This is a genomic window from Dysgonomonas termitidis (assembly GCF_054657735.1).
Window position 1 is genome coordinate 2649631 of sequence record NZ_BAAHYD010000002.1, and the last position, 15436, is coordinate 2665066.

Below are 15436 nucleotides of genomic sequence, written 5' to 3' on the forward strand. Positions count from 1 at the left end.
AAAGATATATACTTTTTCTCATCTTGGTTAAAAATTAGTTGATTTGTTAAATTAAAACGTTAATTACAGAATTTTATTTTCACAATATCTTGATAATCAAGAATCTAAACAATAGCTAGAGAGAGTGTATGTATTATAAATAATATCTATTAACTAAAAATGTATATAAATAATACTATTAGGCCTCCGACAAAATGTCATTATGGATATATTTGGCACTTATTTTGTCCCCAACATCATTAAAAACAAATATACGAATTAAAATATTAATAATATGCAACAAAACGGTAAAATTGGGGTTACTACTGAGAATATTTTCCCAATAATAAAGAAATTTTTATATAGCGATCATGAAATTTTTCTACGAGAACTAGTGTCTAATGCTGTAGATGCTACTCAAAAGTTAAAAACGTACGCTTCTCTAGGCGAATTTAAAGGTGAGCTCGGAAATCTTTCAGTAAAAATTAAAATAGATAAAGAAAACGGAACAATTACTATATCCGACAACGGTATAGGTATGACAAATGAAGAGATAGATAAGTATATCAATCAAATTGCATTCTCTTCTGCAAACGAGTTTCTTGATAAATATAAGAAAGATGCCAACTCTATCATCGGGCATTTCGGCCTTGGATTTTATTCTTCTTTTATGGTATCCCAAAAAGTGGAAATTATAACCAAATCATTTAAAGAAGGGACCGAAGCTGTTAAATGGAGTTGTGACGGTTCTCCGGAATATACTATCGAAGTGATCGAAAAAGCAGAACGCGGTACAGACATTATATTATATATAGATGATGAAAACAAAAATTTTCTGGAACAAGGAGAAATCGATAAGTTATTGAAAAAATACTGTCGTTTTTTGCCGGTTCCGATTGTATTTGGTAAAAAGACAGAGTGGAAAGACGGAAAATCAATAGAAACTGGCGAAGACAATATTATAAATGACACCAACCCGCTTTGGACACGTAAACCTGCCGACCTGAAAGATGAGGACTATAAGAAATTCTATCAGGAACTCTACCCTTTTTCTGACGAACCAATGTTCTGGATACACCTGAATGTAGACTACCCGTTCAAATTAACAGGTGTTCTTTACTTTCCGCAGATAAAGAGCAATGTGGATATGAACCGTAACAAGATACAACTCTACAGTAATCAAGTCTTCGTTACCGACTCGGTAGAAGGTATTGTTCCGGAGTTCCTTACATTAATGCATGGGGTACTCGATTCTCCGGATATCCCGCTCAATGTATCGCGGTCCTATCTGCAAAGCGATCAGAATGTAAAGAAAATATCGAACCACATTACAAAGAAAGTAGCCGATCGTCTGGAAGAAATATTCAAGAACGACCGCTCCCGGTTTGAAGAAAAATGGGACAACCTGAAAATATTTATAGAATATGGTATGCTTACTGATGATAAATTCTATGAACGGGCTCAGAAAATCTGCCTGCTAAAGAATACGGACGGCAAGGCATTTACTTTCGAAGAATACAAGACGTTGATTTCGTCCAATCAAACCGATAAAGACGACAATCTTATATATCTGTATGCAAATAATAAGGATGAACAATATTCTTATATCAATACAGCCAAAGATAAAGGTTATGATGTGATCCTTTTCGACGGACAACTCGATGTGCATATGGCCGGAATGCTGGAACAAAAATTCGGAAAAAGTAAATTTGTCAGAGTAGATGCGGACACTATCGACAACCTTGTCAGGAAAGAAGACAGCAAAGAAGTCAATCTGACCGACAAGCAAAAAGAAGAATTGAATGAAGCCTTTACCTCCCAGCTTCCAAAAATAGAGAAAACCGAATTTACCATAGATTATAAAGCTTTGGACGCCAGGGCTCAGCCGGTACAGATAACCCAAAACGAATTTATGCGCCGTATGAAAGAGATGTCGGCAATGCAAACCGGCATGGGCTTCTATGGTGAGATGCCCAATAGCTACAATCTGGTGCTGAATATAGAACATCCGCTCATAAAAAAGATAATGAGTGATATAGAAGGTAAAAACAAAGAGGCTGTAGATTCATATGCTACCGAAAGCGCTAATATCCGTCAATTGATAGATCTTGCACTCTTATCCAACGGCATGCTAAAAGGGGAAGCTTTAAACAACTTTGTAAAGAGAAATATGGAAAATATCTGAAATACGGAGATTATATAAATATGAAAAAGGCTTGAAATATCATATTTCAAGCCTTTTCTTTTTGTAAATAAGTAATTATAGTCTGGTACGGACAGCTTCAATTTGTAATTCCCAATTTAGCCTTCACCTGCCCGTTTGCATCCTTGGCGGCTGTACCCATATGAAGCAGGCTAGCCGAATTGAGGATATAAGTATAGCCGTTTTCGGCCCCAACATCTTTTATAGCTTTCATCAGTTTTTGTTGTAATGGAGCCATCAGTGCCTGCTGCTCTTTTTCCAGTTCCTGCTGGCTGTTGTTTGAAAAGACACGATACCTTTCCTGGAAATCTGTCATCTGTTTATGCCTGTCTTCCGCAATGGCCTGAGTAATGCTATCGGTAGGAGTCTTTCCATATCTTTCGAGCATCTGATTATATTCGGTTTGCATGGCAGTCAGGCTCTTTTTTATAGTTTCACTTTTTGCCATTAGTTTTGTCTCCACATCTTTCAATTCCGGCATTTTGGAAAAGACCTCGTCAACATTGACATATGCGAGTTTATCCTGGGCAAAAAAGGTCAGAGGAAAAAGTAGGAGAAATGTTAATAATAAAGGTTTCATAGTGCATTCTTTAAGTAAATAATGATATATATTTCCGCAAATGTAAGATACTTTTCTAAATTACCTCATCAATTTGAAAGTAATAAATTTGCGTTTAGATATTATTAATAATAGTGTTTATTTGTGTGATAATATAGAGTAATCCCGGCTTATTTATTAAAGTTTATTATTTATCTGCAATCCTGAAAGCTGTAAATCTCCATTTCATAATGCATTATCTGATTCAATGAATAAAAAGAGTGTGCAGGATCATGCAAGGTTTGCAAAGCAAACAGCAATTTGTTCCGATAAAATCCCGATACATTTTTATAATATACAAAAATCATAAAATCTATTAAGCCTTAAAGAGCTAAACTGCATATCTATTTTTTATATCTTTGCAGAAAATAAAATAATGAACTTGTGATCTTAATCGCAGAAAGTGGCTCAACAAAAACCGAATGGTGCTTGGTAGACAGAGAAGGTGTCGCAGCCCATTTCTTGTCGGATGGCATAAATCCCTTTTTCCAATCGAGAAAAGAGATTAGCCGACTAATACGGATACAGCTTCCCCAGATATTTTTCAGGGCAAAATTCAATGCCATCTATTTTTATGGGGCGGGATGTTCTTCCCCAGAGAAAAAAGGGATAGTAAAAGCCTCGTTTGAGGCGCAATTCAGAACACCTGCCGTGATAGAGAGCGACCTTCTGGGCTCGGCCCGTGCATTGTTTCAGGATAAGGCAGGAATAGCCTGTATACTTGGAACGGGGTCCAATTCTTGTTTCTATGACGGTACCGACATTATAAAGAATATTAAATCGCTCGGATACATACTTGGTGATGAAGGCAGCGGCGCATCAATGGGAAAAGCATTCGTTTCAGATTGCCTGAAAGGGCTGGCCCCGGAGGGACTGGCAACATTATTTTACGAAAAATACAAGATTACACCGGACGAAATCATAGATTATGTATATACCAAACCTTTTCCAAACAGGCTGCTATCCGTCATGTCATACTTCTTACATGATTATATGGATGATCCCTATGTAAGAGGTCTGGTATATCACAGCCTGCGCTCTTTCTTCGAACGGAATGTTCTGCAATACGACTACACCCTATATCCCGTCAGGCTTGTAGGTACTATTGCCAATATGTATGCCGATATTATCAGAGAAATAGCTGAGGAACTTAATGTCCATATAGATATAATTATAGAAAATCCTATCAAAGGATTAATTGAGTATCACAAAAGTGATAGATATTTGTGAAAATATGTATCTAACATATAATAAACACTAATAAACCCGAAATTTAACACTTCTAATCCCCTTATTTGAGATATTGAATATAAATTTGTGGCAAGTGATTCATAACCTTAAAAAAATACTAAAAGGATTTATTAATCTATATACACCAACAATCTGTTTATCGGTTACATAAAACGCCTGTATCACTCGTATTAATTTTTAATAAATCAGACACATAACACATAATTTATATATAATGTATAATAAAAACCGGGATGAAAATGAAAATCAATTGCTTTATATCTTTTCAAAACTCAAGTCAGTCAAAAGAAACCATAACCAATCTAAAAGGCTCATCGCTGGTCAATAAGATATTCTTACTGGCAGACAACGATCATGGGGATATAATCAACGGTTGCCAAACAATACCTGTCGATTCTCTCCATTCTACAGCCACGATCAAGAAGATAGCCGAAATGGCCGATTCTGATTACACCCTAATTTACACAAAACCGGCTGAGCTCCGCCTGGGTATGTTTGCCCTGGACCGCATGGCGCAGGTTATAGCAGATTCGGGTGCAGGGCTTGTGTATGCCGACCATTACCAGGTGGTGGGCGACGAAAAGAAAAACAATCCGCTTATCGCTTATCAAAAGGGCAGCTTAAGGGACGATTTCAATTTCGGGTCGCTACTGCTGTACAAATCTCTTGACCTGAAAATGGCTGTATCTAAAATGGACAGGGAATATAAATTCGCAGGAATTTACGATCTGCGCCTCAAAGTATCCCAGGAGGCGGATTTAGTACATATCAACGAGTACCTGTATACTGAAATAGAATATGACACACGGAAAAGCGGAGAAAAAATATTCGATTATGTTGACCCGAAAAACCGGGAGGTACAGAGAGAAATGGAACTGGCATGCACCGACCATCTCAAAAAGACAGGGGCCTATCTGACCCCGGATTTCAAAAACGTAGAGTTCGGAAAATCTGACTTCGAATATGAAGCATCGGTCATCATTCCGGTAAGGAACCGTATACGGACTATAGGCGATGCCATAAAATCGGCCCTGGAGCAAAAGACATCTTTCAAATTCAACATTATTGTTATCGACAATTATTCTACCGACGGTACAACGCAAGAAATCAGGAAATTTGCCTCTGACAGCCGGCTGGTGCATATAATACCCGATAATAAGGAACTGGGGATCGGAGGGTGCTGGAACCTAGGCGTGCATCATCCCAAATGCGGAAAATTTGCTGTACAGCTCGATAGCGACGATGTATATGCTCATGAAAAGACCCTGCAGAAAATTGTCGATGCTTTTTACGAACAGAATTGCGCAATGGTCGTGGGAACATATATGCTCACCGGTTTTGATATGAAAATGATACCCCCGGGCATTATAGACCATAAGGAATGGACTCCTGACAACGGACGGAACAATGCCATTCGAATCAACGGACTGGGAGCTCCAAGGGCATTCTATACCCCCATACTGAGAAATATAAAGGTACCCAATACAAGTTATGGTGAAGATTATGCGCTGGGGTTATATTTTTCACGCGAATACCAGATAGGACGTATTTATGAGGTCTTATACCTGTGCCGCCGATGGGACGATAATTCGGACGCGTCTCTCGATATTGTCAGGTTGAACGCTCACAATACATATAAGGACAGGATTCGTACATGGGAACTCGAAGCCCGCATTGCGTTGAATAGGAAATAAATAAAGGGGGATAAACATGGCGGAAGATCATTTCAACATAGACGGGCTATTCTTTTCCCAACTTCAAAAATGGGAACTGGCAAGGGCGAATTATAAGGCCTTGCAAAAAGTAAATACCAAAGATTTCGTTTTCGGCGACTTCACTGTCAGGGTACAGTTCAATCCCGGGAGGATCATTTCTTCGGCGGCAAAAGTGGATACGGAGTCTATACGGCAAAGGAAATGCTTCCTTTGCCCCCAAAATTTACCACCCGTCCAAGTGGGGATACCATTCGGTACGCAGTACCAGATCTTAGTAAACCCATATCCAATATTCCCGCGCCATTTGACTATAGCGGCTTACTCCCATGCCGACCAGCTTATTTTCAACAGGTATGGCGATATGCTGGACATGGCTAAAAGCCTCAATGGGTATACACTGTTCTATAACGGGCCAAAGTGCGGGGCTTCTGCGCCTGACCATGCGCATTTCCAAGCGGGGATAAAGGGCTTCCTCCCTTTTGAAAGGGAGATAAAGAATATTGGCAAGGAGATCATATACCACACCGATGAACTGATCCTGTATGCCATCAGAGACTATCTCAGAAACTGTTTCCTGTTAGAAACAGAAAATAAAAATGAGGCTCTGGCCTGCTTCAGGAAATTATATGCATTGCTCGAATTGAAAGACACGCATAACGAGCCCATGATGAATATACTCACTTGGTACGAAAACAAGAAGTATTACAGCTGCATATTCCCTCGCGAGAAACACAGACCGGAATGCTTCTTTGCCTTAGGGGACGAAAATCTGCTCGTCAGCCCGGCGGCCGTTGACCTGGCCGGAGTATTTATAACTCCGCTAAAAAAGGATTATGACAGGATAACAAAAAAAAATATCGTAAGCATTCTTAATGAAATATGCATCAGCAACGAAAAAATGATGGCTATAGCTAATTCAATGAAAATTATATAGCTAGAATACTCAAATAACCTGTATCTTTTTTACTCGTAACTCATAACTAAACTAATAATATGGAACCAGAAGTAAGTGTTGGCATCTTAGCAAACAAGGAAATAAGTTTTGTACTCGACAAAGAATACATTTGTCTGGACAATGAAGTAACAGGAAAAAATACTGTATCTTATAAATACGGATTAATCTTATGGAACGAAAATCTTTACAAGGAATTACTGTTCATCCCCAAAAATGAACATGCTTCTTTCACGCTGAAAGAAGTTACCATCGGAATCAATTTCCATTGGGAACGTAAAGAAGACCAGCGGTTTCAGGGCGCATTGAGGCTGATCGTGGAAAATGATGAGATTACAGCTATAAACCTTATCAAAACAGAAGATTACCTGACCAGTGTCATATCCTCCGAAATGAGCGCTACCGCTTCATTGGAACTACTTAAAGCCCATGCTGTTATCTCCCGGAGCTGGCTGTTGGCCCAGATCGAGAAGAACAAGGAGATAGTGGCAGCCAAAGAAAAATATACAACCTTCACCGAGACCGGAGACGAGATTATCCGCTGGTATGACCGTGAAGACCACCTCAATTTCGATGTTTGTGCCGATGACCATTGCCAGCGATACCAAGGTATAACCCGTGCTTCGGCAAATATCGACACAGTGAAGCAGGCCATAAAGGAGACACGGGGGCAGGTGCTGATATCAGGGAACAAGATATGCGATGCCCGCTTTTCGAAATGCTGCGGCGGGGTCGTAGAAGAATTCCAGAATTGCTGGGAAGATATAAAATATCCTTATCTGGTAAAACTACGGGATGATGAAAACGCTACGGATATACCCGACCTTACCATAGAAACGGAGTCTGTAAAATGGATAGAGTCGTGCCCTCCGGCATTCTGCAACACGCAGGATAAGGGAATACTGGCACAGGTATTGAACAATTACGATCAGGAAACGACAAGCTTTTACCGCTGGCAGCTTACATATCAGCAGGAGGAATTATCGGCTCTGATTCTCAAACGTTCCGGAATCGATTTTGGCACTATACAGGAACTCATACCTATCCAAAGAGGGACTTCGGGCCGACTGGTAAAACTCAAGATCGTTGGCTCTGAAAAGACTATGATTATAGGCAAGGAACTCGAAATACGCCGTATCTTATCCACTTCACATCTTTACAGTTCTGCCTTTACAGTCACCAAAACGGATGATAGATTTATCCTCACCGGCGCAGGCTGGGGACACGGCGTGGGCCTTTGTCAGATAGGGGCCGCGGTGATGGGGGAAAAGGGGTATTCTTACGATAAGATTTTACTGCATTATTATGTGGGTGCAAGTATAGAGAAGAGTTATTAACGCCCCTCCCTTGTGTGTTTATAGAGCAATTTGGTCATGGCTTCGGATTTACTGCTTACATGCTCTATCCGATGTATTTCTCCGAAGGGAGGCACAAAACAGCTCACTACGCATTCTGTACAGGGCTGATGACGACAGGAATATTTGAGCTATAACCATTTCTTTATCTGGGCAATGATATATGCAGTATAATACCGATTATAGTCGTATCGCTGTTAAAAATAGCCTCTGACTACGGAAAAGCAAAAGAAGAACACTAGTTAACCTGTTTCTAATTAGTATTTGGCAAGTAAAACGGCTTTTGGCGTTCCTTGTATTAATAAAGCCGTTTTACTTTTTTGTTTTATGTGAATTGAGTCTTGAAAACTTTATCTATACTATTAGCTGATAGCCGTCAGCTGATAGTTCTTTGAAAGAATAGGAAAGATTTAAAGATTCAAGGTTTAATGATTTAAAAATTGAATATGTGTAAAAAGTTGTAACCTATGTTACTTTTTGGAATTTGTAGGGACGTAAAACTTTACGCCCGGATAAGGAAAAGTGACAGGAGAGAAAAGTGGAAAATGTGTCAAGTTTGTCAAGTTTGTCAAGTTTTGTACATAGCCTATTGGCTAACAGCTGTCAGCTAATAGCTAAAAAAGGTGTTACTTTTTGATAGTTACGAGTTACTTTGCCCTACGGGCAGTTACAAGTTACGAGTAGACAAGATACGAGATACGAGTTGTTAACTGCAGACTGTTTACTGAAATAAGTGTTACCTTTGTTACCTTTTTTAGTTACAAGTTTGCCTCGCCTTCGCTTCGGCGAATGTTATTTCTGCGCCCTTCGGGCAGTTACGAGTTACAAGTTGTTAACTGATGACTGTTAACTAAACACGAACAAAAGTTGGCCTAAAAAGGGTGAACCAGACAAAAAGAAACTAAAAATTAACGAAGAAAAGCTGAAAGATACAAAGTTCTATCCTGACGAAACAATATTTGCAAATCTTGATAATATAAAAGATTTTTGAAATAAAGATACAGCGGCTTTCAAACGGCTTTCAAAGATGCATTATTTATATAAATAATATACATGAATACTAACATTTATACGCATTATATCAGTAAATAAACTTTTACCTTACGGTATTTTTATTATCTTTGTTGAAATAGTTAATTATTTTTTTTAATACCAAAGTCCTAATTTAATGAAATCAAAAATTAAGAATTTTGTTGCATCATGTGCCATATTGTCTATAGCTCTGACATCCTGCAACAGTACACAGCCTGACAACACGCTGACAGAAAAGGAAAAAGCCGAAGGATGGCAATTGCTCTTCGATGGTCAAACGATGGCCGGATGGAAAGATTACAATGGTACAACTCTTACTCAGCCCTGGCATGTAGTGGAAGGCTGTATTCAGGCTAAAGGTGACGGCAGCGATGCCAGCGGTTACATTGTAACTGATAAAGAATATGAAAACTTTGAACTTTCATGGGACTGGAAACTGTCTAAAGGTGGCAACAGCGGTATGCTGTACCATGTAGTAGAACGTCCGCAGTATAGTGTGCCTTACGTTACAGGCCCTGAATATCAATTAATAGATGCTCCTAATTTTCCCGACAAACTCGAAGACTGGCAAAATATGGGTGCGGACTATGCCATGCATCTACCTGATACATCGGTAATGAAAGTAAATCCGCAGGGCGAATGGAACAATTCTAAAATTGTATTTGATAACGGCCATGTCGAACATTGGCTCAACGGTGTAAAGATACTTGAATTTGAAGCTTGGACCGACGACTGGTATGCCCGCAAGAATAGCGGAAAATGGCATAATGCACCTGAATACGGACTCGCTAAAAAAGGCGTGATATGCCTGCAAGATCATGGATATCCTGCATCATTCCGCAATATCAAAATAAAAGAACTTCCTCGCAAGACAAAAGAGGTGACACTGTTCAACGGAACCGACCTTGCAGGGTGGGATGTATACGGAACCGAAAAATGGTATGTACAAGACGGCCTACTCGTTTGCGAAAGCGGCCCGGACAAACAATACGGCTATCTGGCTACACGCGAGTACTACGACGATTTCGACCTGACTGTGGAATTTAAGCAGGAAGCCGACGGAAACTCCGGCGTATTTATCCGCTCATTTATAGAAAAAGATGTGAGAGTAAACGGATGGCAGGTAGAGGTGGCACCAAAAGGTCATGGAACGGGCGGCATCTATGAATCTTACGGACGGGGATGGATCATTGAAGCTCCGAAAGAAAAGGATAATGTACTTAAAGTCGGAGACTGGAATACAATGCGTATCCTCGTTCAGGGAGATAAGGTTACTACATGGCTCAACGGCGAAGAAATAGTAAATCTTGTAGATGAGAAGATCGGAAAAGGACAAGGACGTATCGCGCTCCAGATACATGACGGCGGAGGGATTAAAGTATTGTGGCGCAATCTGAAGCTGAAAACACTATAAGATTTCTGCGATAGTTTCTTATATTGCCTCATATACAAAAGGGTTGCCAGCAAAAGCAACCCTTTTATTTTGAATATCGTATAATGCGACAATACTATTTCTGGCAGGACGGACAATAATATATCGTGCCTCCAAGGTAAGCTTCCTTGACGATTTCATCACCGCAATTGGGACATGGTTGTTTGTAGGTATTTCTGGAGAGGATGCATTTATAGCCGCCAAAATTGCCATAAAAGTCCTTTTCCGTATCACGCCCGCCTTTTTCGGTCATGCTTTGGATAGTTACTTTGAGGCAATGGAACAAATCCCCTTTCTCAAAATCCGATATAGTGGATATTTTACGCTTGGGATGGAGTCCGGACTTGAACAGAATATCCTGCAATACCCCGTTTCCGAATCCCGGAATACGCTGCTCGGTTGCAAGTAAAGCCTTTATCGACATATCTTTCTTTACACCTTTAAAGATGCTGTCGAAATATTGCTCATCGAAAGTATCGTCTAATGGTGATAGCTTGGCCAAGCTGCCCTTATGATAGGGATTATCCAGTTCCCCCTTATAAGCGAAAATCGCCCCGTACATAGATACGGTAAAGGCAATGAAGCTCTTATCGTCAAAGGCGATTAGCAGCTGATGCTTTGCCGGATGCTTTTCTATGGCGGGATAATATTTCATATTTGTTCCGTCCCCGATCGTTACGGTCACATCTTCATCGCACAAGATGTCTACAAACATCCCCTGCCCTCTTACCGATTCAATTTCCCGGCCTACAAGGATATCAGGATATAATAGCGGGTCGCCGTTATACCATGTGAATTTGTGCGGGCTGGTAGCTTGTACTACTTCTGCTATACGTTTTCCGGCCAGTATCGTCTCGGCCTGACGGCTTATCGTTCGGGATTCTGGTATTTCAATCATGGCTTATTCTTTAATAATTTAACTATCTTAAATTCGAACCATTAAGTATCAGTGGAATCAAATCCCCGATATTTTCTTCAAACGAATTCAATTTATCTTTTTCGCCGGCAAGCCATATAATATCGCCCTCCTCAAACATAAAGTTCGGGGTAAACTGTATAATAGACTCATCATTACGGTCTATACCGATAACCATACATTCGGTCTTCTCCCGTATTGCGGCATTGGCAATTGTTTTACCTATAAGGGGACAGCCCGGTTCTACAAGATACTGCGACAGGCTGATATGATGCTGGGCTTCCTCTTCCATTTGAGACGCCTGTTCACGCTTATCGTGCAGATATTGCGCCAAAGTTTGCATCTCCTCGTCGGAACCCGAAACTACAAGTTTATCGAAAGGATAGAGACGTTCATTACCATCAGGAATGTTTATCTTTTTACTTCCGCGTATTATAGTCACGATATTCACTCCTGTCTTCTGCCTGAAATTGAGTTCTCGCAATGTTTTTCCTATACTAGGCGAAGATTGGGATATTTCGAATTCTTCGATATGGATACTTTTCGAACGCAGGTCATTAGCCACTGTAGGCAAAAAGGCGGCCTTCTTCTCATCGTGCTTTTGCTTCAGATTCAGATTTTCAAGAAAACGGGCTTCTATTTTACGCGACTGCTTCTTAAAGCCCTGCGAGAATACAATCAATGTAACTACCGCCAGCGATATTATCACCATCAGTACGGTCAGTCTGGGGAACAAGGGGATAAGAACCATCAATACCAGTGTAACACAGATAATGATACGGAAAGCAATAAGGGAGATCAATGCTCCTCTGTTGAACCGATTATCTTTCCAGAGCTTCTTGAACTCTTCCGAACGGTTTTTCTTCATCATTATAGCCCGGAGAAACGGTGCCATCAATGTAAGCGTAATCACTGCAGCCATTATATTGCCCCAAATACTGCCCGGCACGTATTCTACGATATACGGGTTTATAAAATTCTGGAACACAAGAAGTATCGCAATTGAAATAGTGGTATAGATCGCCACTAGTTTGAGGATGCTTTGAAGTAACTTTTTCCAGTCATTCTGCTTATTTACCGTATTGTAACTCGACATACCGTAGCCCTCCACGAGTTTATCCCATTTCTTGGGGATACGCTTTTCTACCCAGTTATAAACCGGCTCGGCCCCTTTGATACAATATGGCGTTGTAAAAGTAGTTATTACCGATACGGCGACAATGATAGGATAAAGGGTTTCAGTAATAACACCCAGTCCCATACCCAGCGATGCAATAATAAAGGAGAACTCCCCAATCTGAGCCAGACTGAATCCCGATTGCATAGCTACTTTAAGGCCTTCACCCGATGCAAGGACACCGATTGTGGCAAAGATAGTACGCCCGATCAGAATAACTAATGTCAATATAAGTATAAGTACGGCGTATTCCCCGATTACCGCCGGGTCGATCATCATACCTACCGAAACGAAGAAAACAGCCCCGAAGAGGTTTTTCAGTGGCTCGATAAGATGCTCGATATGCTTCGACTCTATTGTTTCGGCCAGAATCGAACCCATTATAAACGCCCCCAGTGCAGCAGAGAAACCGACACTGGTAGCAAATAATACCATACCGAGGCAAAGCCCGATGGCAACAATAAGGAGTGTTTCGTCGTTCAGATATTTTTTCAGTTTCTTCAGCATTGTCGGTATCATATAAATACCCACTACAAACCAGATAAGCATAAAGAAAACCAGTTTGACCACACTGTTTGCCACCTCGCCGCTTTCGAAATGCTGGCTGGATGCAAATGTGGTAAGCAATACCATCATAACGATAGCTGCAATATCCTCGACAATAAGCATACCAAATACAATGCCTGCAAACTTTTTCTTTTGCAGCTCCATATCGTTAAATGCCTTTATAATAATGGTAGTGGAAGACATGGACAGCATACAACCCAGATAGATACTATCCATCGATGTCCAATCGTCAATAAGGTTTACAATAAACAGTTCGCCTGCCAGATAGCCGATTATTATCATCGATCCCAGGTTGATAAGCGTAGCTATCGAGGCCCTGCCTCCCACATCGATCAGTTTCTTGAAACTAAATTCCAACCCGAGCGCAAACAAGAGGAATACCACCCCTATCTCTGCCCAAATGCTGACATTCGCCATATCCGATATTTCAGGTAATGCCTTAAAGACATTAGCGACCTGTCCTTCGGGGATGTCAGTTACCTTTATAACAAGATCTTCTATAAATTTTTTGAAATGCAGGCTCGCAATGAATCCTGCAACAATATAGCCAAGTACAACAGGTTGTTTCAGCCATTTGAACACAATGGTAACAAACCCGGCTGTAATAAGTATTATAGCCAAGTCGCTTATAAAATCTGGTAGATGCGCCATATATTTATAATAATTCTATTTTGTGTATATTTCCTTTATTCCCTTAAAGGATATTGCCAATAGATGTTTTCGGCATTTAAAAGTAACAAAAAAAAATGGGTTTAGAAATAAAAAATCAAATTGTCACTAAAATTTATCAACTTGCCTCTTTTTTCCGAAACTTCACTCTTTACTGTCACCCAGGCAATTAGTGTATTATACTTCTCTTTTTTTTATTTAACATTTTTTTCTCCAGGCAATTTATTCTACTTCTATATTTGAACAATGTGATGCTGACAGTCGTTTATACAAAATAGTAACTAAATTATTAGAAATGAAAAAAGTTATTTTATCTATCGCAGCAGTTGCCATATTAGCATCTCCTGCATTAGCGCAAGAAAAAGCTATTGTTCCGTCGACATTGGGTGATAATTGGTTTTTGCAACTACAAGGCGGGGCATCATACACAATCAGTGAGTATCATAAAGATGCATCTTTCGGGGATGTTGTAACTCCATATGCAGCTGTATCTCTTGGTAAATATTTTTCACCGAAAACCGGTGCACGTTTACAAGTTGGGGGATGGGAATCCAAGAATTATTATAAATTGAATAATACGGATGGTACATACAAATCGAAGTACTTCCAGATAAACGCGGACGGGTTACTAAACCTGACTAACCTCGTACTTCCGTACAAAGAAGACAGGATGTTCAATCTGATCGGTTTTGCCGGTCTTGGTTATGTACATGTATTTAAAGATTCGGAAAACAGCATCCATACTGTAAACAGTATCGTACCACGTGTAGGTTTGCAAGCCGATTTCCGGGTAAGTGAAGTGGCCAGTATCAATCTGGAAGTCGCCGGTAACCTTATGCGTGACGATTTTAACGGACGTGAAGAAGGATCGCACTATGACGGGACAGTCAATGCCTTACTTGGAGTTTCATTCAGGTTGTCGAAAGGCGGGTTCAAAGTTGTAGATGCGGCAGATCCGGCTGAACTACAGCGTTTAAATAACGAAATAAACAGCCAGAGGTCTCTTCTGAGCAGTAAAGACGCAGAAATCAACAGGCTGAAAACCGACCTGGCCAATAAACCGGAACCTCAGGTTATCGTACAGGAAACTAAAGAGATAAAAGAACAAACCGAAGTATTGATGAATGCTGTTGTAGTATTCCGTATCGGTAGTGCAAAACTTGAACAAAATCAGGATATCAATATCTTCAACGCTGCCCGCTACCTGAAGGATAATCCAAGCGTGAATGTAGTCGTTACAGGTTATGCCGATAGGAGCACCGGTACTCCGGCTATCAACCAAAGGCTATCCGAGCAACGTGCCGAAGCTGTAGCTAAAGTGTTGATCGACAAATATGATATTGCTCCCGGCCGTATTACTACAAAAGCCAGCGGCGACAAAGAACAGTTGTTCCCTACCGACCAATGGAACCGTGTAGTAGTATTTACAGCTATAACTAAGTAAAAGATATAATACACGTTATATGGATAAGGATGTCTTTCGGGACATCCTTATTTTTATTTGGTCAGATCAAGATATTTAATAAGAGTATATCAGTAAAAATGTATCAGGGAAACCGCATGACATTTAATTTTTTTTGAAAAAGTTTA

10 protein-coding genes are annotated in these 15436 nt (G+C 40.2%); 7 read left to right on the forward strand and 3 right to left on the reverse strand.

What is annotated here, in order from left to right:
* The first annotated feature begins 274 nt into the window (after positions 1–274).
* Positions 275–2164, forward strand: coding sequence for a molecular chaperone HtpG (htpG, locus tag ACYQ3L_RS15160; RefSeq protein ID WP_380001579.1), 1890 nt, complete (start codon positions 275–277; stop codon positions 2162–2164).
* Between the two features lie 97 nt (positions 2165–2261).
* Here the strand turns inward: htpG and ACYQ3L_RS15165 are convergent, their stop codons facing one another.
* Positions 2262–2762: an OmpH/Skp family outer membrane protein gene (locus tag ACYQ3L_RS15165; RefSeq protein WP_380001577.1), complete on the reverse strand. Its 501-nt coding sequence runs from the start codon at positions 2760–2762 to the stop codon at positions 2262–2264.
* Between the two features lie 402 nt (positions 2763–3164).
* Here ACYQ3L_RS15165 and ACYQ3L_RS15170 point away from each other — a divergent pair, with 402 nt between their 5' ends.
* The 5 genes from ACYQ3L_RS15170 to ACYQ3L_RS15190 all read left to right on the forward strand — a co-directional run bounded on the left by ACYQ3L_RS15170 (position 3165) and on the right by ACYQ3L_RS15190 (position 10499).
* Entirely contained in the window at positions 3165–4010 is an 846-nt protein-coding gene (locus tag ACYQ3L_RS15170) for a hypothetical protein (protein ID WP_380001575.1), read from the forward strand.
* A 254-nt stretch (positions 4011–4264) separates the two neighbouring features.
* The gene (locus ACYQ3L_RS15175; RefSeq protein ID WP_459952436.1) at positions 4265–5725 is read left to right on the forward strand and encodes a glycosyltransferase family 2 protein; all 1461 of its coding nucleotides are present in this window, start codon (positions 4265–4267) and stop codon (positions 5723–5725) included.
* Between the two features lie 16 nt (positions 5726–5741).
* Positions 5742–6680, forward strand: a complete 939-nt coding sequence (locus ACYQ3L_RS15180) for a DUF4922 domain-containing protein (protein ID WP_459952437.1) — start codon at positions 5742–5744, stop codon at positions 6678–6680.
* 59 nt (positions 6681–6739) lie between these two features.
* Entirely contained in the window at positions 6740–8035 is a 1296-nt protein-coding gene (locus ACYQ3L_RS15185; protein ID WP_379993460.1) for a SpoIID/LytB domain-containing protein, read from the forward strand.
* Between the two features lie 1186 nt (positions 8036–9221).
* Positions 9222–10499 (forward strand): 3-keto-disaccharide hydrolase, encoded by a 1278-nt coding sequence (locus ACYQ3L_RS15190; RefSeq protein ID WP_379993459.1) that lies wholly within the window; start codon positions 9222–9224, stop codon positions 10497–10499.
* A gap of 94 nt (positions 10500–10593) precedes the next feature.
* Here ACYQ3L_RS15190 and ACYQ3L_RS15195 read toward each other — a convergent pair whose 3' ends face one another.
* Together ACYQ3L_RS15195 and ACYQ3L_RS15200 are read right to left on the reverse strand one after the other, a co-directional pair.
* Positions 10594–11415, reverse strand: coding sequence for an endonuclease VIII (locus ACYQ3L_RS15195; RefSeq protein ID WP_379993458.1), 822 nt, complete (start codon positions 11413–11415; stop codon positions 10594–10596).
* A 22-nt stretch (positions 11416–11437) separates the two neighbouring features.
* Positions 11438–13828: a monovalent cation:proton antiporter family protein gene (locus tag ACYQ3L_RS15200; RefSeq protein WP_379993457.1), complete on the reverse strand. Its 2391-nt coding sequence runs from the start codon at positions 13826–13828 to the stop codon at positions 11438–11440.
* A gap of 313 nt (positions 13829–14141) precedes the next feature.
* Here ACYQ3L_RS15200 and ACYQ3L_RS15205 point away from each other — a divergent pair, with 313 nt between their 5' ends.
* A complete protein-coding gene (locus tag ACYQ3L_RS15205) occupies positions 14142–15290 on the forward strand; it encodes an OmpA family protein (protein ID WP_379993456.1) in 1149 nt (382 codons plus the stop codon).
* The last annotated feature ends 146 nt before the right edge of the window (positions 15291–15436 follow it).

What these genes read in the sequence shown, in the direction of transcription:
- htpG (WP_380001579.1), top strand. Translation starts at nt 275, where the DNA reads ATGCAACAAAACGGTAAAATTGGGGTTACTACTGAGAATATTTTCCCA.
- ACYQ3L_RS15165 (WP_380001577.1), bottom strand. Translation starts at nt 2,762, where the DNA reads ATGAAACCTTTATTATTAACATTTCTCCTACTTTTTCCTCTGACCTTT.
- ACYQ3L_RS15205 (WP_379993456.1), top strand. Translation starts at nt 14,142, where the DNA reads ATGAAAAAAGTTATTTTATCTATCGCAGCAGTTGCCATATTAGCATCT.
- ACYQ3L_RS15190 (WP_379993459.1), top strand. Translation starts at nt 9,222, where the DNA reads ATGAAATCAAAAATTAAGAATTTTGTTGCATCATGTGCCATATTGTCT.
- ACYQ3L_RS15195 (WP_379993458.1), bottom strand. Translation starts at nt 11,415, where the DNA reads ATGATTGAAATACCAGAATCCCGAACGATAAGCCGTCAGGCCGAGACG.
- ACYQ3L_RS15175 (WP_459952436.1), top strand. Translation starts at nt 4,265, where the DNA reads ATGAAAATGAAAATCAATTGCTTTATATCTTTTCAAAACTCAAGTCAG.
- ACYQ3L_RS15200 (WP_379993457.1), bottom strand. Translation starts at nt 13,828, where the DNA reads ATGGCGCATCTACCAGATTTTATAAGCGACTTGGCTATAATACTTATT.
- ACYQ3L_RS15180 (WP_459952437.1), top strand. Translation starts at nt 5,742, where the DNA reads ATGGCGGAAGATCATTTCAACATAGACGGGCTATTCTTTTCCCAACTT.
- ACYQ3L_RS15185 (WP_379993460.1), top strand. Translation starts at nt 6,740, where the DNA reads ATGGAACCAGAAGTAAGTGTTGGCATCTTAGCAAACAAGGAAATAAGT.